Annotated in this window: 20 protein-coding genes; 7 read left to right on the top strand and 13 right to left on the bottom strand. The window is 72.6% G+C overall.

Going from position 1 to position 19,965, the window contains the following annotated elements:
• Positions 1–42: 42 nt before the first annotated feature.
• Positions 43–843, bottom strand: coding sequence for an MBL fold metallo-hydrolase (locus ACIGW4_RS24430; protein ID WP_359591530.1), 801 nt, complete (start codon positions 841–843; stop codon positions 43–45).
• Positions 840–1,409, bottom strand: a complete 570-nt coding sequence (locus ACIGW4_RS24425; RefSeq protein WP_123454218.1) for an NADPH-dependent FMN reductase — start codon at positions 1,407–1,409, stop codon at positions 840–842. Before ACIGW4_RS24425 ends, ACIGW4_RS24430 begins: the two co-directional genes overlap by 4 nt.
• Before the next feature lie 142 nt (positions 1,410–1,551).
• Here ACIGW4_RS24425 and ACIGW4_RS24420 point away from each other — a divergent pair, with 142 nt between their 5' ends.
• The 3 genes from ACIGW4_RS24420 to ACIGW4_RS24410 are packed head-to-tail and all read left to right on the top strand — an operon-like array spanning position 1,552 to position 4,335.
• Positions 1,552–2,424 (top strand): pirin family protein, encoded by an 873-nt coding sequence (locus ACIGW4_RS24420; protein ID WP_399582837.1) that lies wholly within the window; start codon positions 1,552–1,554, stop codon positions 2,422–2,424.
• Positions 2,421–3,617 carry an MFS transporter gene (locus tag ACIGW4_RS24415; protein ID WP_399582836.1) on the top strand — a complete coding sequence of 399 codons (1,197 nt, stop codon included), beginning with the start codon at positions 2,421–2,423 and terminating at the stop codon, positions 3,615–3,617. Before ACIGW4_RS24420 ends, ACIGW4_RS24415 begins: the two co-directional genes overlap by 4 nt.
• A gap of 34 nt (positions 3,618–3,651) precedes the next feature.
• On the top strand, positions 3,652–4,335 hold the full coding sequence (locus tag ACIGW4_RS24410; protein ID WP_123454212.1) for a TetR/AcrR family transcriptional regulator: 684 nt from the start codon (positions 3,652–3,654) through the stop codon (positions 4,333–4,335).
• Here the strand turns inward: ACIGW4_RS24410 and ACIGW4_RS24405 are convergent.
• Positions 4,289–5,626 (bottom strand): amino acid permease, encoded by a 1,338-nt coding sequence (locus ACIGW4_RS24405; RefSeq protein WP_399582833.1) that lies wholly within the window; start codon positions 5,624–5,626, stop codon positions 4,289–4,291. The two genes, ACIGW4_RS24410 and ACIGW4_RS24405, sit on opposite strands and share 47 nt — an antisense overlap.
• 191 nt (positions 5,627–5,817) lie before the next feature.
• On the opposite strand from ACIGW4_RS24405, the gene ACIGW4_RS24400 reads away from it, so the two are divergent.
• Both ACIGW4_RS24400 and ACIGW4_RS24395 read left to right on the top strand, forming a co-directional pair.
• A complete protein-coding gene (locus tag ACIGW4_RS24400) occupies positions 5,818–6,036 on the top strand; it encodes a type II toxin-antitoxin system VapB family antitoxin (RefSeq protein ID WP_398714145.1) in 219 nt (72 codons plus the stop codon).
• Complete coding sequence (locus ACIGW4_RS24395) at positions 6,033–6,440, top strand: PIN domain nuclease (protein ID WP_398714144.1); 408 nt, start codon at positions 6,033–6,035, stop codon at positions 6,438–6,440. The genes ACIGW4_RS24400 and ACIGW4_RS24395 overlap by 4 nt, the downstream gene beginning before the upstream one ends.
• A 25-nt stretch (positions 6,441–6,465) precedes the next feature.
• Here the strand turns inward: ACIGW4_RS24395 and ACIGW4_RS24390 are convergent, their stop codons facing one another.
• The 3 genes from ACIGW4_RS24390 to ACIGW4_RS24380 form a co-directional block, all read right to left on the bottom strand.
• A complete protein-coding gene (locus ACIGW4_RS24390; protein ID WP_399582830.1) occupies positions 6,466–7,095 on the bottom strand; it encodes a LysE family transporter in 630 nt (209 codons plus the stop codon).
• On the bottom strand, positions 7,092–7,454 hold the full coding sequence (locus ACIGW4_RS24385; protein WP_398714140.1) for a DUF2087 domain-containing protein: 363 nt from the start codon (positions 7,452–7,454) through the stop codon (positions 7,092–7,094). The genes ACIGW4_RS24390 and ACIGW4_RS24385 overlap by 4 nt, the downstream gene beginning before the upstream one ends.
• A gap of 205 nt (positions 7,455–7,659) precedes the next feature.
• Positions 7,660–8,118, bottom strand: coding sequence for a group II truncated hemoglobin (locus tag ACIGW4_RS24380; RefSeq protein ID WP_123454203.1), 459 nt, complete (start codon positions 8,116–8,118; stop codon positions 7,660–7,662).
• A gap of 225 nt (positions 8,119–8,343) precedes the next feature.
• On the opposite strand from ACIGW4_RS24380, the gene ACIGW4_RS24375 reads away from it, so the two are divergent.
• Positions 8,344–9,216 carry a hypothetical protein gene (locus ACIGW4_RS24375; RefSeq protein WP_399582825.1) on the top strand — a complete coding sequence of 291 codons (873 nt, stop codon included), beginning with the start codon at positions 8,344–8,346 and terminating at the stop codon, positions 9,214–9,216.
• A 9-nt stretch (positions 9,217–9,225) separates the two neighbouring features.
• Here the strand turns inward: ACIGW4_RS24375 and ACIGW4_RS24370 are convergent, their stop codons facing one another.
• Positions 9,226–9,639 carry a VOC family protein gene (locus ACIGW4_RS24370; protein ID WP_359591511.1) on the bottom strand — a complete coding sequence of 138 codons (414 nt, stop codon included), beginning with the start codon at positions 9,637–9,639 and terminating at the stop codon, positions 9,226–9,228.
• Positions 9,640–9,767: 128 nt separating this feature from the next.
• Positions 9,768–10,433: a DUF4097 family beta strand repeat-containing protein gene (locus ACIGW4_RS24365; RefSeq protein ID WP_399582823.1), complete on the bottom strand. Its 666-nt coding sequence runs from the start codon at positions 10,431–10,433 to the stop codon at positions 9,768–9,770.
• A 245-nt stretch (positions 10,434–10,678) separates the two neighbouring features.
• Here ACIGW4_RS24365 and ACIGW4_RS24360 point away from each other — a divergent pair, with 245 nt between their 5' ends.
• Positions 10,679–11,437 (top strand): helix-turn-helix domain-containing protein, encoded by a 759-nt coding sequence (locus ACIGW4_RS24360; RefSeq protein WP_123454195.1) that lies wholly within the window; start codon positions 10,679–10,681, stop codon positions 11,435–11,437.
• Here the strand turns inward: ACIGW4_RS24360 and ACIGW4_RS24355 are convergent.
• The 5 genes from ACIGW4_RS24355 to ACIGW4_RS24335 form a co-directional block, all read right to left on the bottom strand.
• The gene (locus ACIGW4_RS24355) at positions 11,406–15,077 is read right to left on the bottom strand and encodes an amino acid adenylation domain-containing protein (protein WP_399582821.1); all 3,672 of its coding nucleotides are present in this window, start codon (positions 15,075–15,077) and stop codon (positions 11,406–11,408) included. The genes ACIGW4_RS24360 and ACIGW4_RS24355 overlap by 32 nt on opposite strands.
• Positions 15,078–15,458: 381 nt before the next feature.
• Complete coding sequence (locus tag ACIGW4_RS24350; RefSeq protein ID WP_123454191.1) at positions 15,459–16,127, bottom strand: maleylpyruvate isomerase family mycothiol-dependent enzyme; 669 nt, start codon at positions 16,125–16,127, stop codon at positions 15,459–15,461.
• Position 16,128: 1 nt separating this feature from the next.
• A complete protein-coding gene (gene ahcY / locus ACIGW4_RS24345; RefSeq protein ID WP_399582819.1) occupies positions 16,129–17,532 on the bottom strand; it encodes an adenosylhomocysteinase in 1,404 nt (467 codons plus the stop codon).
• Entirely contained in the window at positions 17,525–18,388 is an 864-nt protein-coding gene (metF, locus tag ACIGW4_RS24340) for a methylenetetrahydrofolate reductase [NAD(P)H] (RefSeq protein ID WP_399582818.1), read from the bottom strand. Before metF ends, ahcY begins: the two co-directional genes overlap by 8 nt.
• On the bottom strand, positions 18,385–19,965 hold a 1,581-nt coding region (locus ACIGW4_RS24335), incomplete at its 5' end, for a vitamin B12 dependent-methionine synthase activation domain-containing protein (protein ID WP_399582816.1). The genes metF and ACIGW4_RS24335, both read right to left, overlap by 4 nt.

Raw genomic sequence — 19,965 nt, 5'->3', positions numbered from 1 at the left:
GTCCGCGCGGGCCGTCGGACGCGGCTCCCGGCCCGTGGGCACTCAGAGTCTCTCGGCCGCCCCCGGCCGCAGCCACCGCAGCCGTCCCGCCGACCCGGGGTCGCCCTCGAACGCCTCCGTGATGCGGGCCGGGTCCTCGGCGAGGTGGTCCCAGGAGTCGTAGTGGAGGGGGATCACCGTCCGGGCGCCGAGGGTCCGGGCGAGGGCCGCGCCCTCCGTCGCGCTCATCGAGAAGGCGCGGTCCCCGGTGGACGGGAAGTGCGCGTCGCCGAGGTGGAGGAAGGCCGTGTCGATGCGGAAGCGGTCGCCGATCTCCGTCAGGGCGTCGTGGCGGACGGTGTCGCCGGAGACGTAGAGCGTGCCGCCCTCGTGCGCGACGACGAAGCCCGTGACGGGGCCGGTGACCTGTTCCGTTCCCTCCGGGCCGTGGCGGGCCGGGGTCGCCGTGACCGTGACGGTCGTCGTCCCGGCCGTGACCTTCCGGCTCTCCCAGGGGGCGAGCCCCACCGCCCGGCCGCCCAGCCGCTCGGCGGCCTCGGGGGTGGTCAGCACCAGGTCCGCGCCGGCCAGGACCTCGCGGCCGGTCGGGTCCAGGTTGTCGGCGTGCTGGTCGTGCGAGAGCAGGACCAGGTCGACGGGCGGGAGTTCGGCGGCGGTCAGGGCCGGTCCCGTGGTGCGGTGGAGCGGACGGGCGCCCGGATAGTCGGCGGGGGCCGGGTCGAGCGCCGGGTCGGTGAGGACGGTGAGGTCGCCGATCCGGAGGAGGACGGTGGCCGTGCCCAGGTAGGTGGCGGTGACGGCGGCGGGGGCGCCTGCGGTGGCGGCGGGCGCCGGGGCCGTCACGAGCGGGCCTCGATCTTGGTCCGGAGTGCGCCCAGCAGGCCCTGGAGCAGCTCGATCGTCGTCTCGTCCGTGAGGTTGCCGTCGGCGTCGAAGCGCTCGTGGGAGCGGAAGACGTGCACCTCGGGCTTCACGACGACGTCGCTGTCGGTCCAGACGAAGACCTGACGCAGGGCCAGCTGCGCCCGGACGGTGCCGAAGTTGGTGGGCGCGGCGCCGAGGATCGCGACGGGCTTGCGGTGCAGGGGGAGGCCCTCGGTCCTGGTCCAGTCGGTGGAGATCCAGTCGAGCGCGTTCTTGAGGACGCCGGGGACGGAGTAGTTGAACTCCGGGGTGGCGATGAGCAGCCCGTCCGCCTCCGCGACCCGGCGGCGGAGGTCGGCGACGACGGCCGGGCGCTTCTCGGGGGTGTCGAGGTCCAGGTCGTACGGCGGGATCTCGCGCAGGCCTTCGTAGATCTCGATCTCCAGGCCGCCGGGGTTGAACTTCTGTGCGGCGCGGAGCAGTTGCGTGTTGTGCGAGGTGGCGCGGAGCGAGCCGGAGACGGCGAGGATCGTGGACGCGGTCATGGGGGTCCCCCGGTGGGTCGACGGGCCGGCGCGTGCCGGACTTCCTGACGTGACGACCACGAAGCTAAACCGATCGGTTCAGTCTGTCAACGAAACGGTTCAGTCTTGACACTGAACTGAATGGTGTAGTTCATTCGAGGACATGACCGCACTCACCACCGGGCGGACCGTCGCCCGCACGGCACGCCCCTTCCACACCCACGAGGGCGCCGGATTCCCGGTCCGCCGCCCCTTCCCCACGGCGGAACTCCCCTTCGTGGACCCGTTCCTGATGATCGACCAGGTCGGCCCCGTCGACCTCGCGCCCGGCGAGGCGAAGGGCGCGCCCCCGCACCCGCACCGGGGCTTCGAGACGATCCAGTACGTCCTGGACGGCGACGTCGCCAACGCCGACTCGCGCGGCCACCGCGCCGTCGTCCGCGCGGGCGGCGTCCAGTGGCTCACCGCCGGCTCCGGGATCGTCCACGAGGCCCTGCCCACGCCGGAGTTCCTCGCCTCGGGCGGCCGGCAGCACATGCTCCAGATCTGGCTGAACCTCCCCGCCCGCCTCAAGGGCGTCCCGCCGCGCAGCCAGAACGTCGAGCCCTGCGACCTGCCGGTGGCCGTCACCCCCGGGGGCGCCGAACTGACCGTCCTCGCCGGGACCAGCCACGGCGTGACCGGCCCCTTCGAGACCCGTACGCCGGTACTCGTCGCCCACGGGCGCCTCTCCCCCGGCACCCGCGCCGAGTTCACCGCCCCGGCCGACCACAACGCGATGGTGTACGTGATGCGGGGCGAGGCCACGGTGGCCGGCGAACACCTCCCCGACGGCCACCTCGCGGTCCTGGCGGGGGACGGCGAACGGTTCACGGTCGAGGCGGCGGACACCGCGGCCGAGGTCCTGGTCCTGACGGGCGAACCGATCGGCGAACCGGTGGCCCGGAGCGGCCCCTTCGTGATGAACACGGCCGCGGAACTCCGCGAGGCGGAGCGCGACTTCAGGCAGGGCCTGATGGGGCGGATGCCGGTATGAGCGGGGAGTTCGCGGGCAGGCGTTCCGCGGGACGGAACCGGTGGGCACAGACCGACCACCGGGCCGCGGACGGCGACACGACACCGACACCGGCACCGGCCGAGGGGGTCCGGCAGGGCACCGTCAAGACCGGCACCCTGCTCGCCGCGCTCGCGGCCCCCGCCTCGATGGGGGTGTCGGGGCCGAGCCTCGCTCTGCCGGAAGCGGCACGGGCCTTGGGCGTCGGCCCGGCGGCGGCCGCCTGGCTCATGACCGCCTTCGGCCTCGGCATGGCCGTCGGCACCCCCCTCCTCTCCGCCACCGCCGGCCGCCGGCACGGCCCCGCCGGGATCGTCAGGGCCTCCGCCGTCCTCGTGGCCCTCGGCGCGCTCCTCGTCCTCCTCGCCCCGAACCTGCCCCTGGCGGTCGCCGGGCGGGCCCTGGAGGCGGCCGGGGCGGCGGGGCTGAACGTCGCCGCGTTCCAGCTCGCCGGCCGGGACCGCTCGGGCCGCACCCCGGGCGTGGTCGCGATCGGCAGCGCGGTCGGCGGCACCGCCGGCCTGTTCGTGGGCGCGGCGGCGGCCGGGGCGTTCGGCTGGCGCGCGGCCCTGGTGCTCCCGCTGCTCTGCCTGCCGTTCCTGCGCCCGGTGCTCCGGCTCGCGAGCGGGTCGCCGACGCCGGGCGACGACACGTCCCGTACCGCCGGAAAGAGAACCGGACCACCCCTCGACATCCTCCGCGACCGCCGCTTCCTCGCCGCCACCGGCCTGATGCTGGCCCTCTCGACCGTCAACTTCTTCCTGCTGTACGCCGCTCCGCGCCGCGTCACCGCCCTCACCGGCTGGAGCGCGGTGGAGACGGGAGCCGCCTCGTCCGTCGCCGCGCTCGCCGGGGCGCTGCTGTCCTGGCAGCTGGTCCGCGCGGCTCCGGGGCTCGGCCCGGCCCGGCTGCGGGTGGTCCTCGTGCTCGGTTCGGCCGGGGCGCTCGTCCTCGCCGTGACCGCGCCCTGGGCGGTGGCCGTCCTGATCGGTTCGGGGGCGAGCGCGCTCGTCACGGCCGGCGGTCAGGGGCTGCTCACGGGCGCCGCGACCGGGGGGCTGCCGCCGGCCCGGCACGGTCTCGCGATCGGCCTGTTCAACCTGGCCTTCCTGATCGGCGTCGCGGCGGGTCCCGCCCTGGCGGCCTTTGCAGACCAAACCGTTCAGTTCATATAGTGGAAGCTCCAGCCGCCACCACCGAAGGAAACCCATGGGAGCCGGAGCCGACGCACAGCCCGCCGACGCGATCGACGAGTACGGCATCCCGATCATCCCGGACCCGGCGGACGCGGCCTCGCGCAAGCGCCAGGCGATCATCGACGCGGCGCTCGCGGAGTTCCTGGCGGAGGGGTACTCGGCGGCGTCCATGGACGCGATCACCCGCGGCTCCGGCGTCTCGAAGGCGACGATCTACAAGCACTTCGGCAGCAAGGAGCGCCTGTTCCTCGCCGTCATCGGCGGCGTCCTGCCGAAGACGTACGCCGATCTGGAGCCCTCCAACTCCACGATCGCCGACGCCCCCGACCTGCGGGCCGCGCTCGTCCGGCTCACCACCGACTGGGCCCGGATCCTGCTGCGCCCCGACATCATGAAGCTGCGCCGCCTGGTCATCGGCGAGATCGACCGCTTCCCGCAGCTCGGTCAGCTCTGGTACCGGGTCAGCTACGACATGAACAACGGCCCGCTGGTCGAGGCCTTCACCGAGCTGAACGCGCGCGGCGTCCTCGACGCGCCCGACCCGGCGCTCGCCGTGCAGCAGCTGGTGGCGGCCACGGTGGGCGTGCCGCAGCTCGTCCGCACCTTCTCCCCCGACGCCGAGATCGACGACGCGGAGCTGACGCGGGTGATCAGCTCGGGAGTGGATCTGTTCCTGGCCCGGTACGCGCGTTCCTGAGGCTCCTCGCCCACGCGACGGCCAGCAGGCCCACGGCCCACCCCCCGGTGGTGAGGAGCTGCGTACGGCTCGCGGCGTCCCCCAGCATGAACAGCAGCACCCCGCCGATCCCGGCGAGGGCGGCGGCGGCCCGTACGGAGGGGCCGCGCAGCCGCAGGTGGGAGGCGGCGATCAGCGCCCAGACGAGCAGGATCGCGGCGCCGATCGAGTGGAGCAGGAACGGGAAGACCGTACGCGGCCAGACCATGCTGAGCACGACGGAGACGAACCCGAACGCGGCGGAGGCGAGGACGGCGGCGTACGGGACGCCCGACCGTCCGCCGAGCCGGCCGAGGGCGCGCGGCGCGTCGCCGCGTCCGACGAGGGCGTACAACATGCGGGAGGAGCCGTAGACGTTGGCGTTCATCGCGGACAGGAGCGCCACGAGGACGACGGCCTTCATCAGGTCGGCGGCGCCGGGCACGCCGATCCGGCCCATGACGGCGGCGTACGGGCCGTCGGCCACGGCCGGGTCGTTCCACGGGACGAGGGTCACGACGACGGCCATCGAGCCGAGGTAGCAGACCGCGACCCGCCACATCACGGCCCGGACGCCGGCCCGCACGGCGCGGGCCGGGTCCGCGCACTCGGCGGCGGCGACGGTCACGGTCTCCAGGCCGCCGAAGGCGAAGACGGCGGCGACGACGCCGACGGCGACGCCGTGCCAGCCGTGCGGCAGGAAGCCGCCGTCGTGGAGGAGGTGCCCGGCCCCGGGCGAGGGCGTCCCGGGCACCAGCCCGCCGACCACGAGGACGCCGAGCAGCAGGAAGCCGGCGATGGCGGCGATCTTCAGGCCGGCGAACCAGAACTCCAGCTCGCCGAAGTTCCATACGCCGGTGAGGTTGCTCGCGGTGAAGACCCCCATGAAGACGGCGACCCACGCCCAGCCGGGCACCGCGAGCACCCAGCCGCCGACGATGTGCGCCGCGGCGACGGCCTCGGCGGCGACGCTCACGACGAGCAGCGCCCAGTACATCCACCCGGCGAGCAGCCCAGCCCACGGCCCGAAGGCCGTCCGCGCGTGCTCGGCGAAGGAGCCGCTCACCGGGCGGACGGCGGACATCTCCCCGAGCATCCGCATCACGAGCACGGTCAGCGCCCCGGCGAGGAGGTACGAGACGAGGATCCCGGGCCCGGCGGCGGCGATCCCGACCCCCGACCCGACGAACAGCCCGGCCCCGATGGCCCCGCCCAACGCGATCATGGCCAGATGCCGCTGCCGCAGCCCCGCCCCGAGCACCCGCTCCGTCATGTTCCCCCCGAACTCCGAACGACCAGCCCCGGAGCCTGACGCCTCGCCCCGGGGGACGGCAAGCGGATCCCGTGAAGTGAGACGTGGCGGGGGGGGAGGAGGGGGGCGACGAGAAGCACCGCCTGCCCGTGCGGCCGAACGCGATATATAACCCTCGTGCAGATATATACGGCCTGCCGGTGGAGGTTCCCGTGTCCAAGACCCTGGTCGACATCGACGACGACATGCTCGCCTTCGCACAGCAGCAGCTCGGCACCAAGACCAAGCGGGACACCATCAACCGGGCGCTGGCCATAGCGGCGTCGATCAGCGCGGACGACCGCGCCCGGGCGCTGCGATGGCTCCAGGAGAACGCCGAGAACTTCCTCGACTTCGACTTCCTGGAAGAGCAGGAGCGGTCCGGCCGGTGAACTACCTCGCCGACACGTCGGCCGTGCGGCGGCTCCTGCGCCGGCAGGTCGGCGAGCCCTGGCCGTCCCGAGTGGCACACGGCCAGGTCTCGCTCTGTCCACCCGTCGAAGCGGAGCTGATGCGGGCACTGCGCTCGGACCGCGACAGCGAGCCCTTCACCACCATGCCGAGCCAGACCTTCACCTGGGTCCCGGCACCGGAAGACCCTTGGCCCAAGGTCATCGCCGTACAGCGGGACCTGCTCAGGATCGGCCACCACCGGGGGCCGTCGCCGATGGACATCCTGATCGCGCTCACGGCCGAGCAGCACCGCCTGACCCTGCTGCACGTGGACGACGACTTCACGGCCATCGCCAAGGTGCGCCCCGGCATCGACATGATCCGGCTGCTGCCCGGCGCCTGACGGTCGCCCTTGTGGGCGTCGTGCGTCAGCCCCGGGCCACCAGCCGTATCGCCAGGGCGACGATCAGGGTGCTCGACGCGAGGGCCGTGGCCAAGCGGCCCCGGGGGCCCGTCAGGGCACGGCCGAGGAGGGTGCCGCCGAGGGCGAGGAGGAGCTGCCAGCTGGCCGAGGCGGCGAGCGCGGCGAGGACGAAGGCCGTGCGGTCGGGCAGCGTGTCGGGGGCCGAGGGGCCCGTGGCGAGGACGAGGGCGGCGAAGTAGACCACCGTCATGGGGTTCAGGATCGTGATCCCCAGGAAGGCGACGTACGCACGGGCCAGCGTCAGGGCCGTGCCGTCGTCACGGGAGGCGAGGCCGCCGTCGCGGTACGCGGCCAGCGCGCCCCACGCGGCCCGCAGGGCCAGCACGGTGAGCACCAGCGCGGACGCCCACCGCAGCGGGGTCGTCACAGGCGCGAGCACGGGGACGAGCGCGGAGCCGCCGGCCACCGCGAGCAGGGCGTAGGCCCCGTCGGCCGTGGCGACCCCGAGGGCCGCGCCGGCGCCCGTGCGCCAGCCGGTGCGGGCCGTGACGGCCACGAGGTAGGCGCCGACGGCGCCGACCGGGATCGCGATGCCGTAGCCGGCGAGCGCGCCGGCCACCACCGCGGCCGTCACGCGACGGCGGGGATCGCGCCTCCGGGGGAGTCGGGCCGCTGCTGTCGGCGGTAGTCCGCGCCGTCCTTCGTACGGGAGAGGAAACCGCCGGTCACGAGGTACCGGCGCAGCGCCGGGAAGTCCTCGTGCACGGCACGCAGGGCCTCGTTGACCTCGGACTCGCGGTAGGTGCGGTCCGCTTCGAAGAGGGTCGCGGCGAGGTGCGCGAGCAGCGCCTCGCGGCGGGCGGGCTTGCGCGGCACCGCCTTGAGGCGCCCGTCGGCGGAGAACAGGTCCGCGACGGGACGGGGCTCCGCTGCGGGGCGGTGCTCCGTGGCGGGGCGGGACTCCGCTGCGGGGCGGGAGGGGTGACTGGTCATGCCCGAGAGCGTGGCGCCCCGCGCCCCGCCCCGCAAAGGGTTTTCCCCGGCTCACCCGGTCACTTGGGCTCGGGCCGCACGATCACGCCCTCGGCCATGGCCTCTGCTCCTGTAAGTCCGGGAAGGAATCCCGACCAGCAGACCAGCCGGTCCCGCCGCCCGCACGGCGGCGGGACCCGAACGAGCGACCCGGGAAGGGCCCGGTTCAGGCCAGGCCGTCCCAGCCCCAGCGCGGGGTGGGGCCGGGGGTGCCGAGGTCGGTGCCGGGGGCCGAGGCCGAGACGTCCTCGGCGATCCGCGTGCCCCAGTCGAAGTACTCCATCACCCGGCGGCGCAGCAGGTCGTCGTCCGGGAGTTCCTTCTCCACGGCCGCCTTCATCAACTCCATCCAGCGCAGCCGCTGTTCCTCCGTGATGCCGAGCCCGAGGTGGGCGCGGAGCAGGGCCTGGTGCCCGCCGAGCTCCGCCGTGAACCCGGCGGGCCCCGAGAAGACCTCCGCCAGCCACACGGCCACGTGTTCCACGTGGGCGGCGGTGAAGTCGGCGAAGACGGGGGCGAGGAGGGGGTCGGCCAGGACCCCCTCGTAGAACGTCTCGGAGAGCCGGCGCAGCGCGTCGGCGCCGCCCACGGCCTCGTACAGGGTGTTCGTGTGCTCGGCGCTCATGGAGGACCTCCGGGATCCGGTATGCGTCCTCTCAGCTTTCACCCAACGCTGCCCGGATCCAAGGATGTTCGCTCTCGGGTGCACGTCACCCGTACGAGGGTTCTTCACCGTGCGTGTCGAACTGGACACCCTCCGTGCGATACGTTTCGCGCAAAACAGCCCCCGTCGACGGCTTGCACCCCATCGACGAGGGCCTGAACCACTAGTGGATCGGACCTCCACGCCGTGATCTATCGGCACTTTAACGCGCCCTCACGTGCCTTCACCCAGTTCTCGCACGACATCATCCGGCATCCCCGGCTCAGCTCCGACGCCGTCCGCCTCCTGACCTGGCAGCTCTCCCTCCCCCAGGGCGCCCGCGAGTCACTCTCCCGCACCGCCGAACGTGCCCGGATCGGAGCAACCGCCTTCACCCGCGCCAAGCGGCAACTCAAGGAGGAGGGCTTCGTGCACGAGCGGCGCGTGCAGATCGCCGGAGGACGCTGGGCCACCCAACAGCTGGTCTCCAGCCACCCGCTGACCGCCGATCAGGCCGCCAAGCTCCTCGCCCGGGAACCCCTCGCGTCCCCGCAGGTCACGCCGAGCCCCCGCAAACCGGCCGCCGGTCGGCCGACGGCCCCGCCGGCCGACGGTCATCCGGAGAAAGACCCCCGGGAGGACACCTCCCACCTTCCCCCGCAGGCCGACACCGCCGAGGAGTCGCCCCGGATCGACGACGCCCGCGCCCTCGTCGGCGCCCTGCCCGTCCTCTCCCCCGCCCTCCGCCACATCCCGCCCGGCATGCGCGACGAACTCGCCCGCCTCGCCGCCCGCTGGCTCGACGCCGGACACACCCCCGCCGACGTCCACGAACACATCCGGCACTGCCTGCCCGGGGACGGAACACCCGTCCACCGGCCCGGCGGACTCGTCCGCTACCTCCTGCGGGACGTACCGCCACGGGAACCGTCCCGACCCGCACCCGTGAACCGGCTCTCGCCGCGCCTCGAAGGTGCCCGCGAGTGCGCCGGTGACCACACCCAGCCCATGCTCTTCCGGCCCGTCGGCGACGAGACCCACTGCCCCGCGTGCGCGTCGCGGACGGTCTCCACCGGCTAGGACCGCGGCCTACCGGTCGCGCTCGGGCCAGACGGGGCGCCCATCGGTCCAGACGACGCCCTTGTTGCGGCAGAGGCAGAAGGGGTGGCCGACGGGGTCGGTGTAGACGCGGAAGCCGTAGCCGTTGGGGCCGACGCACTCCCGCTGCAGGGTCGCGCCGAGGGCCAGGACGCGGCTCTGTTCGGCCTCGATGTCGTCGACCTCGAAGTCGAGGTGGAACTGCTTGGGGTGCTCACTGTCGGGCCACTGCGGGGGGCGGTAGTCCTCCACCGGGGTGAAGGCCAGTTCGATGTCGCCGAACTGGATGCCGGCCCAGTGCTCGTTGCTGCCCTCCTTGACCGGAAGCCCCACCACTTCGGAGTAGAAGGCCGCCAGCTTCATCGCGTCCGGGCAGTCGATGATGAAGTCGGTGAGTCGTAGCATCCTGCGATCCTGCCACGAGATCAGAGGAACCGGGTGCCGCGGCGGACCCGGCTCGGCGGGCGACGAGGTCCGGCCCGCCACCGCCCACCCCTGCGGGCGGCGGCGACGGGCCGGGGGGCCGTGGGCGGTCAGAGGCTGCGGGCCGTGATGTCGCCGTACGCCGTGGTGGCCTTGATGGTCAGGCCGGGAGTGCCGTCGTTGCGGAGGGAGTCGGCGACCCGGCCGTAGGCGGTGCCGGCGTCCAGCGATGCGGAGACGCCGGCGGCGGCGCCGACCGTGATGTCGCCCTTCTGGGTGGTCAGGGCGACCGTGCCGTTCCCCGCCTCGGCGATGCGGATGTCGCCCCGGGCGGTGCTGACCTCGGCGGAGCCGGTCAGCCGGCCGACCTCGACGTCGCCGTCCGCGGCGGTGAGCCGGAGGTTCGCCGCCTCGTCGATCTTGATCTGGCCGTACGCGCCCTCGAAGACGACGTCGCCGAGCCGTCCGACGCCCCGGAGTTCGGTGGCGGCGGCCTCCGCCTCGACCCTGGAGCCGGCGGGCAGCTGGACCGTGACCTCGATGGAGCCGGTGCCGCCGAGGACGCCGTCCTTCGACTTGGGGACCTCGATGCGCAGGACCCCGTCGGCGTAGGCGACTTCGGTGCGCTCGGCCGTCTTCACGTCGCGGCTCCTGGAGGGGTCGGCGGGCAGGATCTCGACGGTGGTGTCGGCCCGGTCGGCGGCGATGAGCCGGATGCGGCCGGCGGGGACGGCGAGGACGGCGGCGATCGGGGCGGTGGTGTCGAACGTCTGCATGGTGATGCTCCTTGGTCCGTGGCGGGCGCCTGTTCGCCGCGCTGTTTCCGATGAAGGAAAAGCTACGTTGCGTTCGAAGATCCGGCAAGCACTTGATTGCGTAGAGAGCTTGTTTTTGCAGGTCAGTTGAGGGATTTCATTGCAATGGATCTGCTCCTAATGCAACGAACCTCGCTCGGTACGTTGCAATGGAATGCGGGTGAACGCTATGCTGGCCCCCACCACGGACGACGAAGGAGACCGCGATGCCGGGAGGCAGACTCACCCAGCCGGAGCGCCAGCAGATCGCGCTGGGACTGGCCGACGGCCTCGCGTACGCCGAGATCGCCCGGCGCCTCGACCGCCCGACCTCGACCGTCACGCGCGAGGTCATGCGCAACGGCGGCCCCGCCGGCTACCGCGCCGACCTCGCCCACCGCGCCACCGAGCAGCGCGCCCACCGCCGCAAGCCCGCCGCGCCCCGGGGAACCGCCCTCCCCCCGCAGGCACACGGGCGCGACGCCGAGGCCGTGCGCGCGTACGAGGAGACGTTCACGACCGTCATGATGGCCTCGGGCATGCCCAAGATGATGGCCCGCGTCATGGCCGCCCTCACGCTCTCCGACACGGGCAGCCTCACCGCGTCCGAGCTCACCGAGCGCCTCCAGGTCAGCCCGGCGTCCGTCTCCAAGGCGGTCGCGTTCCTCGACGAGCAGGGCCTCGTCCGGCGGGAGCGCGACGACCGCCGCCGCGAGCGCTACATCGTCGACGACGACGTCTGGTACCAGGCGATGATGGCCTCCGCCCGGTCCATCGCGCAGATCGTCGACACCGCGCGGCAGGGCGTCACCGTCCTCGGCGCCGGCACTCCCGCCGGCCACCGCATGGAGAACGTCGCCCGCTTCCTCGACTACGTCTCCGAGAGCACGGCCCGGGCCGCCGAACAGGGCCGGGCCGTCCTCCACTCGAAACCCCCGGTCACGGAGGAGGGCGCTACAGCCCCAGGCGGTAGCGGATCTTCTTGACGAGCTCCGCCAGGTCCGGCTGCCGGAGCAGGCTGTAGTGGTCCGCGTCCAGCTCCACGACCGTCGGCGGGCGGGTGGACCAGCCCGTGGCGTTCTCCAGGAACGAGTAGTCGTCGCCCTCCGCCTTGAAGAGGGTCACCGGGCACTTCACCTGCCGCTCCGTCAACTCACGGAAGGTGTACGTGAACTCGAAGGTCTCCTCGACGATCGCGACGATCCGGTCGATCAGGTCCGGGTCCAGGGCCGGGAAGTTCTCCGCCACGTACGAGACGAAACCCCGGCGGTCCTCCGCCCGCACGCCCGGGTCGATCGTGCCCGCGAAGACCGAGTACAGGATCGTCACGAACGCCGGGTTGTCGTACGTCGCCCCGCCCGTCTCCGAGGAGCGGACCTTCGGGGAACCCGGGGCGATCAGGAAGAGGTGCTCCACCTGCTCCCCCGCCGCCTCCAGGAGGTGCGCCGACTCGAAGGCCACGCGGGCGCCGAAGGAGTAGCCCCACAGGGTGTACGGGCCGGTGGGCTGGCGGCGGCGGATCGCGGCCACGTCGGCGGCGGCCATCTCGCGGATCGTGGCGTACGGCTCCTCGCCCCGGTTGATGCCGTGCGCCTGGACGCCGTAGAAGGGACGGTCGATGCCGGCCTCCTCGGCCAGGTGACGCAGGTTCATCGTGTAGCCGCCCAGCCCCGGCCAGCAGTACACGGGCGACTGCGCACCGGCCGCGTGGAGCCGTACGAGACGGGAGGCGGGGGTGGCGGCGGCGCCGTCGAGGCGGTGCGCGAGCTTCTCGACCGTCGGGTGCTCGAAGAGGACCTGGAGCGGGAGCGAGGAGCCGAACTCGCGGTTGATCCGCGTCACCAGCGCGACCGCGATCAGCGAGTTCCCGCCGGACTCGAAGAAGTCGTCCAGGACCGAGACCGCCGCCACGTCCTCGTACTTCAGGGCCGCCGCCCAGACCTCCGCGAGCCTGCCCTCCGTCCGCGTACGGGGCGGGACGTGCGGACGGCCGTGCAGGCCCGCGTTGACCACGGCGAGGTCGGCCAGCGCCTTCGTGTCCACCTTGCCGTTCGCCGACAGGGGCAGCCGGTCCAGGACCACCACCCGGTTCGGGATCATGTAGTCCGGCAGGTGGTGCGCGAGGTCGTCGCGGATCATCTCCGCCGGGCCCTTCATGTGGACCGTGTCCTCGTACATCCCCTCGCTCAGCCGCTGCTCCTCGCTCACCCGGCCGCCGACGAAGAAGTACGAGGGGCCGGTCGCCCGTCCCGCCGCCGTCAGGATCTCGTCCACGCGGCGGGCCGCAGGCAGCGGGTGGCCGGACTTGGAGCTGTAGCCGGAGGACATGAACCCCAGGCCGTGGCCGCCGAGCTGGAGGCGCTGGAGCGCGCGCCCGAGGTCGACGTACGCGCGGTCCGCGTCCGCCGTCCGGCTGACGACGGTGACGCCGAGCGAGGCCCGCTCGTACACCGCCTGGTTGATCGCGATGACGTGCTTCTTCTCGACGAGGGAGGCCGAGACCGGGGTCAGGGCGCCGTCCTCGTAGGCGTACTGGGCCGGGGGGAGGTCCCGGACGCGGTCCCCGTGGGCCTGGACGTAGACGTCCACCTCCGGGTCCCGTCCCGCCTCCCCGTCGTACGGCACGACCTCCCAGCACCCGTCCCCGCACGCCCTGACGTCCAGGCCGTACCCGGGCAGGACCTCCTCGAAGAGGCCCACCATGTGGCCGGTTTCGATCTCCAGGACCTCCTGGATGTTGTTCCGGTAGACCGGCTCGATCGCCTCGCGCTTCCCCCGGAAGGCGAGGCGGAGGGACGGCCCGCCCGTGGCGGGCAACGGCTCGGTCAGGTAAAGGCGGTGGCGGACCGGGTGGTAGTAGTACCTCCCCGGGTCCAGGCCCGCGATCCCGCGCGCCTCCACGTACAGCTGCGTCGCGTACAGCGCGCCCGGTGAGGCGTAGCCGTACTTCGGGAGGAGCCGTTCGTCACTGGTGAACTGACCGAACCAGCGCAGGAGTTCCCCCAGGTCGGCGGCGGTGAGACTGCCGACCTGCCGCGAGCCGATGCCCTCCGGGCGGCGGGCCAGGGCCGCGAGGACGTCGGCGCGGGACACCTCGCCGCCCTCGTAGAAGCGGTACGTCTTGCGGGCGAAGACCGTGCGCCGCATCCGGTCCGTCGGCGTCCCGCCCGGCAACTGCACCACCGGGCAGCCCGCCAGCTCGGCGTCCGACCGGGTGCCCGCGTCGGAGAGCTGGGCCTTGACCTGGAGCTTCGACTCCTTCGACTGGTGGTGGGCGCCGTGGTTTCCCTGGTCCATCAGGGCCGCCTCCTTCGGCGACAGCTCCACGCAGGCGACGAGGTTCTGGAAACCGGTGCGGGGCTCGTCCTTCACGATGACCGCCGCGTTCCTGACCCAGTCGTGGTCCTCGATGGCGAGCGCGATCTCGTCCAGCTCGACGCGGAAGCCGCGCAGCTTGACCTGGTTGTCCGCCCGGCCCGCGAACTGGACCGTGCCGTCCTCGTTCCAGTGGGCCAGGTCGCCCGTGCGGTAGAGGCGTTCGCCGGTGTCCGTGACGAGGAACCTCTCGGCGGTCAGCTCGGGCCGGTCCAGATACCCCCGCGCCACCTGGACCCCGCCGATGCACAGCTCCCCGTCCCGTATGTGGAACGTGGTGCCGTGGGCCGGTCTGCCGATCGGCACCGCGGCCGGGCCGCCGGCCGCGAGCGCCGCGCGGTCCACCGTGTACGAGGAGGCGTTGATCGTGCACTCGGTGGGGCCGTAGAGGTTGACCAGCTCCGCCGCCGGCAGCTCGGCGAGGAGCTGCGCGGCGAGGTTCCGGGAGAGGATCTCGCCGCCCGAGCAGACGCGACGGAGGCCGGTGCAGGTGCCGAGCCGCTCGGTGTCCACGAGGGCCTGGAGGAGCGTCGGCACGCCCTGGAGCACGGTCGCCCCCGAGGCCCGGACCGCGTCGATCAGCCCCTCCGGGTCGCGGTACACGCCCGGCGGGCCGACCGCGACCCGCGCCCCGACCGCCGGGGCGAGGATCTCCCACTGCGCGGCGTCGAAACTCATCGGCGTCTTCTGGAGGACGACGGCGTCCGGGCCGAGGCGGTGCTCCGCCGCCATCCAGCGCATCTGCGACACGATCGAACGGTGCTCGACCATGACGCCCTTGGGCCTGCCGGTGGAACCGGAGGTGTAGATGACGTAGGCGAGGTCGTGCGGGGCGGGCTCGGGCAGCGGTGCCGTCCTCCGGGGCACGTCCCCGATGACGACGACCTCCGTCCCCGGCGGAGCCAGCTCCGTGACCCGGTCCCGGAAACGGTCCTGGGTGAGGACGACGCGGGCCCCGCTGTCCTCGATCATGTAACGGACGCGCTCCTCGGGGTACTCCGGGGAGAGCGGCACGTAGGCGCCGCCGGACAGGACGACGCCCCAGACGCCGGTCATCAGGTCGAGGCTCGGCTCGACGAACACGCCCACGCGGTCGTCCGCGCGGACGCCTCGCGCGTGGAGGTGGACGGCGAGGGCCCCGGCCGCGCCGTGCAGCTCCCGGAAGCTGAGCGTTTCGTCGCCGAAGGCTGCGGCGGGGGTGTCGGGCGTGGCCTCGACGTGGGTACGGAGGAGCCGGTCGAGCGTGGACATGGGTTTCCCTTCGGACTCGTACCACCCGCCGCTGCGGGCGGACTTCACGCCCCGCTGTGGCTGCGCCCGCCGGGGCGGTGCCCCCGCCGCCACCGTTGTGGGCAGTCGTTCCGCTGGGGCAAGGGGGTCCCCCCTGCTCGAGCGAAGCCGAGAGCTTGGGGGAGGGTGGGCACAACGGACCCGCGCCCTGCCGGCGCCCGAGGCTTCTGCGCCTGAACCCGCACCGGGTTGCACACCCAGCTCGTGGTGCGGGTCAGGGCGCGGAACGCGGAGGCGCCGCTAAGGGCGCCGTCCCGTGTGCCCACCCGTCCCGCCCCTGCGGGACGATTGCCCACACGGGGGTGCGGGAGGGCGCCGCCCCGCACGGGCGCGGGGGCTGGGTCAGCGGTAGATGAGGAGTTCTTGTTCTGTGGCGCCGGTGAGGGAGTAGCGCGTCCGGGTCAGCGGCCGCCCCGAGTAGATCCGGATCAGCGTCGCCGCGTCCCCGCGGAACCGCGCCGGCTCCCGCCCCTCGATCTCGTTGCCGAGGGCCACCGGCCCGCCGGAGCGGCCCGCCAGGTCGCCGATCAGCCGTGGCGTCTCCCGGCGGCGGCTCGTCACCGACAGCAGCGGAAGCGCCAGGTCGAGCGCCGCGCCGCAGTACGCGCCGGGCTCGCCGAAGGCCTCCCGTACGTCTCCGGCGTGGATCCACTCGCCGAGGGCGACCGCGTCGAGCCGCCCGTCCTCGCGTTCCGCGATGACCGGCCCCGCCTCCGTCAGGCCGCGTTCGAGTTCGTCGAGGACGCGGCCGATGGGCCAGTCCTCGCGTTCGGCGACGTCGCAGGCGTTGGCCTCCGGAAGGAACACGCCTTCTTCGAGGCGGTCCTCGACGATCCGGACGAGCGCCGCCCCGCAGTGGGCGAGGACCTGGCGGGCGGTCCAGCCGGGGCACGCGGTGCGGAGCTCGTACGCTTCCTCGGGCGTGCGCCGGAGGAGCGGCATCAGCAGGTCCCGTTCCGTGCGGAGGAGCCGGTCCGGGAGCCAGGGGTCACGGATGTCTTCGGTACACATCTCAGTAGCGGTAGTGGTCCGGCTTGTACGGGCCCTCCACCGGGACCCCGATGTAGGCGGCCTGCTCGGGGCGGAGGGTCGTCAGCTTGACGCCGAGCGCGTCCAGGTGGAGGCGGGCGACCTTCTCGTCCAGGTGCTTCGGGAGCGTGTACACGCCGATCGGGTACTGCTCCGTCTTCGTGAACAGCTCGATCTGGGCCAGCGTCTGGTCCGCGAAGGAGTTCGACATCACGAAGGAGGGGTGGCCGGTCGCGTTGCCGAGGTTCAGCAGGCGGCCCTCGGAGAGGACGATGACGACCTTGCCGTCCTCGAACGTCCACGTGTGGACCTGCGGCTTGACCTCGTCCTTCACGATCCCCGGGATCCGCGCCAGTCCCGCCATGTCGATCTCGTTGTCGAAGTGGCCGATGTTCCCGATGATCGCCTGGTGCTTCATCCGGGCGATGTCGGACGCCATGATGATGTCCTTGTTGCCCGTCGTCGTGATGAAGATGTCGGCCGTCTCCACCACGTCGTCCAGCGTGGCGACCTGGTAGCCGTCCATCGCCGCCTGAAGGGCGCAGATCGGGTCGATCTCGGTGACGACGACGCGGGCGCCCTGGCCGCGCAGCGACTCCGCGGAGCCCTTGCCGACGTCGCCGTAGCCGCAGACGACGGCGGTCTTGCCGCCGATGAGGACGTCCGTCGCCCGGTTGATGCCGTCGATCAGCGAATGCCGGCAGCCGTACTTGTTGTCGAACTTCGACTTCGTCACGGCGTCGTTCACGTTGATCGCCGGGAAGAGGAGCCCGCCCTCGCGGTGCATCTCGTACAGGCGGTGGACGCCCGTCGTCGTCTCCTCCGTGACGCCGCGGATGCCGACGGCCATCGCCGTCCAGTCCAGGGCGGTCCTCTCCAGCAGGGCGCGCACGACCGCCAGTTCCTCGTTCGAGGCCTCCGGCAGGACCCCCGTCTTCTGGTACTCCACACCCTTGTGGACGAGCAGCGTCGCGTCGCCGCCGTCGTCCAGGATCATGTTGGGGCCGTCGGCGCCGGGCCAGGTCAGGGCCTGCTCGGTGCACCACCAGTACTCCTCCAGGGTCTCGCCCTTCCAGGCGAAGACCGGGATGCCGGCGGCGGCGATCGCGGCGGCCGCGTGGTCCTGCGTCGAGTAGATGTTGCAGGACACCCAGCGGACCTCGGCGCCGAGCGCCACGAGGGTCTCGATGAGGACGGCGGTCTGGACCGTCATGTGGAGCGAGCCGGTGATGCGGGCCCCGGCCAGCGGCCGCGTCTCCGCGTACTCGCGGCGGATCGCCATCAGACCCGGCATCTCGTGTTCCGCGAGGGTGATCTCCTTGCGCCCGAACTCGGCCAGCGAGATGTCGGCGACCTTGTAGTCGGAGAAGGGGGTGGTGTCAGACATGTGCTGCGACTCTCCTTGCACTCATGACGGTTCGGTGGATTTCCAGGGCCGCCGTCGACTTGTTGAGCGTGATGTAGTGCAGGCCCGGCGCGCCCTCGTCGAGCAGCCGCAGGCCCATCCGCGTCGCGTGCTCGACGCCGATGCGGTACGCGGCGGCCGGATCGTCCTTCGCCGCCTCCAGGCGGTGCGCCAGGTCCTCGGGGAAGGCCGCGTCCGACAGTTCGGCGAAGCGGCGGATCTGGCGCACGTCGGTGGCGGGCATGATCTCCGGGATGATCGGGGTCTCGCAGCCGGCGGCGGCGACCCGGTCCCGGAGCCGCAGGTAGTCCTCGGGGTCGAAGAACATCTGCGTGATGGCGTAGTCCGCCCCCGCCCGGCACTTCGCCACGAAGTGCGCGAGGTCGGTCTTCGCGTCGGCGGACCTCGGATGGCCCTCCGGGAAGGCCGCCACGCCGATCCTGAACTCGCCCAGCGAACGGACCAGTTCGACGAGTTCGTACGCGTACGTGAAGCCCTGCGGGTGCGGGGTCCACGCGCCGCGCGGGTCGCCCGGCGGGTCGCCGCGCAGCACGAGCACGTCCCGGACCCCGGCGTCCGCGTAGGCGCCGATGATGGCCCGCAGCTCGGCGACCGAGTGCCCGACGGCCGTCAGATGGGCCACGGGCCGCATCGTCGTCTCCGTCACGATCCGCTTCGTGACCTCGATCGTCCGGTCGCGGGACGAGCCGCCCGCCCCGTACGTCACCGACACGAAGTCCGGCTTCAACGCCTCCACGCGCCGGATCGCGTCCCAGAGGGTCTGCTCGCCCTTGTCGGTCTTCGGCGGGAAGAACTCGAAGGAGTACGTGGGGTTCACAGGCGTCGGCCTCCCGCGTTGAAGTAGCTCGCCTCCGGGTGGTGGACGACGATCGCGTCCGTCGACTGCTCGGGGTGCAGCTGGTACTCCTCCGACAGCACGACCCCGATCCGCTCCGGCCGGAGCAGCTCGGCGATCTTCGCCCGGTCCTCCAGGTCGGGGCAGGCCGGGTAGCCGAGGGAGTAGCGGCAGCCCTGGTACTCGGTGCGGAACATGCCGGCCATGGACGCCGGGTCCTTCCCGCCGATGCCCCAGTCGGCGCGGACGCGGGCGTGCCAGTACTCGGCGAGGGCCTCGGCGAGCTGCACGGACAGGCCGTGGAGTTCGAGGTAGTCGCGGTAGGCGTCGGCGGCGAAGAGCCGGGCCGTCTCCTCCCCGATCCTCGATCCGACGGTGACGACCTGGAGGGCGACCGCGTCCACCTCGCCGGAGTCCTCGGCGCGGTGGAAGTCGGCCAGGCAGAGGCGGCGGCCCCGCTGCTGGCGGGGGAAGGTGAAGCGGGTCCGCTCGCCTCCGTCCTCGTCCAGGACGATCAGGTCGTCGCCCTTGGACACACAGGGGAACCAGCCGTGGACGACAGCCGCTTCGACCAGGTTCTCGCGTTCGATCCGGTCGAGGAGGGCACGCAGGCGTGGCCTGCCCTCCGTCTCCACGGTCGCGGCGTCCTTCAGTCCCCACTGGCCCTTGAAGAGGGCGGTCTCGTCGAGCCAGGGGGCGTACTCGGACAACGGGATGCCGGTGGTGACCCGGGTCCCGAGGAAGGGGGGCTCGGGTACGGGGTTGTCGGCGGCGACGTCGGAGCGGCCGGCCGGCTCGGGCTCCCGGACCTCCACCACCGGCTGCCGGGGCACGCGGCGCTGCTTGAGCGGGGGCAGTACGGCTCCGGGGACGCCCTTCTTCACCGCCATGAGGGCGTCCATGAGGCGCAGGCCCTCGAAGGCGTCGCGGGCGTAGCGGACCTCGCCCTCGTAGATCTCGTGGAGGTCCTGCTCGACGTACGCCCTGGTCAGGGCCGCGCCGCCGAGGATCACGGGGAAGCGGGACGCCAGGCCGCGGCTGTTCAGTTCCTCCAGGTTCTCCTTCATGATCACGGTGGACTTCACCAGGAGGCCGGACATGCCGATGACGTCGGCGTCGTGCTGCTCGGCGGCTTCCAGGATCGCGGAGACCGGCTGCTTGATGCCGATGTTGACGACGTTGTAGCCGTTGTTGGACAGGATGATGTCGACGAGGTTCTTGCCGATGTCGTGGACGTCGCCGCGGACGGTGGCCAGGACGATCGTGCCCTTGCCCTGGGCGTCGGACTTCTCCATGTGCGGTTCCAGGTGGGCCACCGCGGTCTTCATGACCTCGGCGGACTGGAGCACGAACGGCAGCTGCATCTGGCCGGAGCCGAACAGCTCACCGACCGTCTTCATGCCGTCCAGGAGCACGTCGTTGACGATCTCCAGGGCGGGCCTCTCCGCCAGAGCGGAGTCCAGATCGGCCTCCAGGCCGTTCTTCTCGCCGTCGACGATCCGCCGCTTGAGCCGCTCCTCCAGCGACAGCGCGAGGAGCTCCTCCGCCTTGCCGGCCTT

The sequence above is a fragment of the Streptomyces sp. NPDC053513 genome, from assembly GCF_044544765.1.
Classification (GTDB): domain Bacteria; phylum Actinomycetota; class Actinomycetes; order Streptomycetales; family Streptomycetaceae; genus Streptomyces; species Streptomyces litmocidini.
Note: the sequence above shows the minus strand (reverse complement) of the source record. Positions and strands in the feature narration are given on the sequence as shown.